We start from the raw sequence: 1,325 nt of genomic DNA, 5'->3' as shown, positions 1-1,325 counted from the left end.
CGCCGGGGCGCCGCCCGCGTCGGCGGCGTTGAGGGTCAGGCGGGTTCCGACGTCCCCCGGCGTGAAGGGCGCCGCGCGCTCCGGTACGGCGCGCAGCAGGCCGTCGAGGGCACGGGAGCGGACGGAGGCCGTCCAGCCGGCGTTGCAGCGGCCGGTGAACAGGGAGGTGAGGCTGTCGAGGAGCAGTTCGCCGAGGAGCAGTGCGGCGCTGAGCGCCAGCCAGCGTCCCGCGGCGCCGTCGGCTCCGCCGTCGCGCAGGAGCAGGTCCAGTGTGCGGCCGAGGGCGAAGGGCTGGGCCACCGTCGCCGCGGCCGCTCCGACCGAGCACAGCAGGACCAGTACCTCGGGCGTGCGCCCCGGCCCCGCGCCGCCGGCTCCGTCCCGCGCCCGGAACCCGGTCGTCAGCACCGGCCGATCTCCTTCCGTCCGTCCACCGGGAAAGGCGACGGCGCCCCGGGCCGAAGCCCGGGGCGCCGGAGCCGAACGACATGACTCACCGCGTCGCCGCGGCGGTCGACACCGGCGTCAGTTACAGGTGGTGACGCTCAGGCTGCTGTCGCCGCAGAGCAGCAGGCTCGCGCGGCTGCCGGTCTCGACGTCCCCCATGGCCTCTTCCTTGGGGGTCTCCATCGACTGCAGGTCGAACAGGTTCATGACATCTTCCCTTCGTGGGACAACGGGTTGTCTTCTTTCATCACGACCCCCGGGAGGGGCCGAGTCATGTGGCCGCCCCGCGTGCGCGGCGGCGGAAGGAACGGCAGCCCGGCGGGCGGGGCACCGTGGACGGAGGCGACGGCCAGCAGACATCCGGCCGTGCCCGTGGAAAGGTCCATGGACAGGCGCATCATCTGCTCACCGGGGAAGGCGAGCCGGCCGCGGTAGGCCATGGCGTGCCAGGACAGCGCGTCGAGCTGACGCCGGACGGCCTCCGGACCGGTGCCGGGCGCCCCGGCCGTCGTGCGGGCGAGGTACAGCACCATCCCGGACACACCCCGGTACAGGCCCGGCTGGGCGTAGAACATGGCCTGCGCCGCGGCCACGATCTCGCCTCTCGCCCGCTCGAACTCCTCGTCCTCCCGGTGCGCCAGGTAGTCGTCGAGCACCATGCCGATGCCCACGCTGCCCGCGCCCAGGTAGGGCATGGTGCGCCAGCCCTCGTCGACCTGCAGGGCGCCGCCCGCGCCGCGGACGCAGCGGGCGAGGTCCTGGCGCAGCGCGTCCCGCGCGAGGTCGAGCAGGGCGGGGTCCCCGTCGCGTTCGTACAGCCGCAGGAAGAGCAGGGCGCGTCCCGCCGCGCCGTGCAGCAGCCCCGCACGCGCCCGGCC

1 protein-coding gene and 2 pseudogenes are annotated in these 1,325 nt (G+C 74.9%); all 3 read right to left on the bottom strand.

All coding sequences use genetic code 11. The features are described from left to right. Positions 1-408 (bottom strand): annotated as a pseudogene (locus tag B7767_RS29545) (ABC transporter ATP-binding protein); the annotation flags it as partial. A 117-nt stretch (positions 409-525) separates the two neighbouring features. Next, positions 526-654: a SapB/AmfS family lanthipeptide gene (locus B7767_RS29540; protein ID WP_006130296.1), complete on the bottom strand. Its 129-nt coding sequence runs from the start codon at positions 652-654 to the stop codon at positions 526-528. Continuing rightward, a pseudogene (locus B7767_RS29535) lies at positions 651-1,325 on the bottom strand (lanthionine synthetase C family protein); the annotation flags it as partial. The gene B7767_RS29540 and the pseudogene B7767_RS29535, both read right to left, overlap by 4 nt.

The organism is Streptomyces sp. 13-12-16 (genome assembly GCF_002114215.1).
GTDB lineage: Bacteria > Actinomycetota > Actinomycetes > Streptomycetales > Streptomycetaceae > Streptomyces.
This window is presented reverse-complemented; position numbering and strand designations above follow the sequence as displayed.